Consider the following 2,390-nt stretch of genomic DNA (forward strand, 5'->3'; position numbering starts at 1 on the left):
CGTGAGCGCGACATAAATATCCCGGCCATCGTGCAGACTTCGCAGGGCGGCATCGAGACCGTGGTTTCGGCGATGCGCCATGGCGCCTTCGATTTCGTCGTCAAGCCGGCGTCTCCCGACAGGCTGCAAGCGTCGATCGGCAATGCGCTCAAGGTCGAGGCCGTCGAGGGCGAGGTCAAGCGCACGTCGCGCCGGCGTGGCGGCCTTCTGACCTTCAAGGACATGATCACGCACAGCCCCGCCATGGACAGGGTGATCCGCCTTGGCCAGAAGGCTGCGGTATCCAACATCCCGATCCTGATCGAGGGCGAGTCCGGCGTCGGCAAGGAGCTGGTGGCGCGCGCCATCCAGGGCAGCGGCGACCGCCGCTCGAAACCCTTCGTGACCGTCAATTGCGGCGCCATTCCAGACAATCTGGTCGAATCGATCCTGTTCGGCCACGAGAAGGGCTCGTTCACCGGCGCCACCGACAAGCACACTGGAAAATTCGTCGAAGCGCATTCGGGCACGCTGTTTCTCGACGAGATCGGCGACTTGCCGCTCGACGTCCAGGTCAAGCTGTTGCGCGCCGTGCAGGACGGTGAGGTCGATCCGGTCGGCGGACGCTCAACCGTCAGGGTCGACATCAGGTTGATTTCGGCGACGCACCGCAACCTCCTGCAGCAGGTCAAGGACGGCAAGTTCCGCGAGGATCTGTTCTACCGGCTGAACGTCTACCCGATCTTCGTGCCGCCGCTGCGCGACCGCCGCGACGACATCCCCTATCTGGTCACCCATTTCATGGACAAGGTAGCGCCGGCCGATCCGCGTCATCGCCTGCAAGGCATTTCGGCGGCAGCACTTGCCGTGCTGCAGGCCTATGACTGGCCCGGAAACATCCGGCAGCTCGAAAATGCCGTCTTCCGGGCCTCGGTGCTTTGCGAAGGCGATGTGCTGACCACGGGCGACTTCCCGCAGATTCGGGCGCAGGTGGAAGGCACCGTCAACCTCGATGCGCACGGCGATGCGCCGTCGTCCCTGCCTCTGGAGGAGCGCGACGAGGAAGCCTTGCCCGGTGAGGGTGGCCCGGCGACCGCGTCCGATCCGCCGGCCAGGCTGCAGCCTCGCTTCGGCACGTTGCTGGCGCTCGACGAACGCGGCAATGTGCGTGCGCTGGCCGATGTCGAACTCGAAATGATCAAGCTCGCCATCGATCACTACAACGGCCAGATGAGCGAAGTCGCCCGCCGACTCGGTATCGGCCGCTCGACGCTTTACCGCAAGCTCAAGGAATACGGCATCGACCCGGAGACCGGCCGTGTCGACCGGCTCGCTTCCTAAGGTGTGCCGATATTCAGGTGATGCCGGCCTGCGAACGATAGTTTCCTGCGCTTCCGGTGCTCACGTACCCAAATGTACGCTCCGCTCCGGTTCTCGGAACCCATCGTTCTCGACTCGGCCAGACCTGAATCTCAACACACCTTGAAGCGCAGGATCTTTCCGAAAACCGTTCCCGCTCCCTGCTGCGCTGCCTTCGGTCCGGGATCTGCTTCGGCCACAAGGCCGGCGCCAGCTTGCAATGCCACAACAGGCCCTGTATCGGCCTTTCGGCGGGATTGTGGCAGTCCTATGGACAGCTCTGTTCACGCATTAAGGCTAACGGTAACAGATCGTGTTTGGGGCGAAGGCGGAAATCTGATCTAAACCAGCGGTTTACCAAGAAATCCTGTGAACGATTTTTGACGGGATATCGCCACGGTGTTACCGCATTTCGGCTTCAATAAGCGATGATTAACCATTAGGATCGATATTCGGATGTGAGGATGACACATCCGTTTGGACAAATCCGGGGACAAACGGCAGCCTGCAGGGCCTTTTGATTTGAACAGAATCGAACGACACACAAACGGGCGGCACCATCATTTGAGCGTCTGGCCGAAATGGCTGGCGGTGTTGATTGTCGCTTTTGGTTTTGTTGCCGCGGCTGCGACCGGAGCCAGCGCCGAAACACGTTCGCTGAAGCTCTATCATCTCCACACCCACGAGAAGGCCGAGATCGTCTACAAGCGCAACGGCCGCTACGTTCCCGAGGGTCTCAGGAAGATCAACATCATTCTGCGCGACTGGCGCCGCAACGAGCCGACCAAGATGGATCCGCGTCTGCTGGATCTGGTCTGGGAGGCGTATCGGGAAAGCGGCGCCACGGACTACATCCAGGTCGTCTGCGGCTATCGCTCGCCGTCGACGAACTCGATGCTGCGCAGCCGCAGCAGGGGCGTCGCCGAGAAGAGCCAGCACATGCTCGGCAAGGCGATGGATTTCTACATTCCCGGCGTGCCGCTGAAGAAGCTGCGCAACATCGGTCTCAAGATGCAGGGCGGTGGCGTCGGCTACTATCCGTCATCCGGTTC

At 61.5% G+C, this 2,390-nt stretch carries 2 protein-coding genes; both read left to right on the top strand.

Annotation, left to right across the window (positions count from 1 at the left end):
- Window positions 1–1,320 (top strand): sigma-54 dependent transcriptional regulator (locus EN993_RS34695; RefSeq protein ID WP_164758020.1); only part of this gene is annotated, 1,320 nt, incomplete at its 5' end.
- 582 nt (window positions 1,321–1,902) lie between these two features.
- Window positions 1,903–2,390: YcbK family protein (locus EN993_RS34700; protein ID WP_127266129.1), on the top strand; the 488-nt coding region annotated here is incomplete at its 3' end.

It is taken from the genome of Mesorhizobium sp. M7D.F.Ca.US.004.01.2.1, assembly GCF_003997785.1.
Lineage (GTDB): Bacteria > Pseudomonadota > Alphaproteobacteria > Rhizobiales > Rhizobiaceae > Mesorhizobium > Mesorhizobium loti.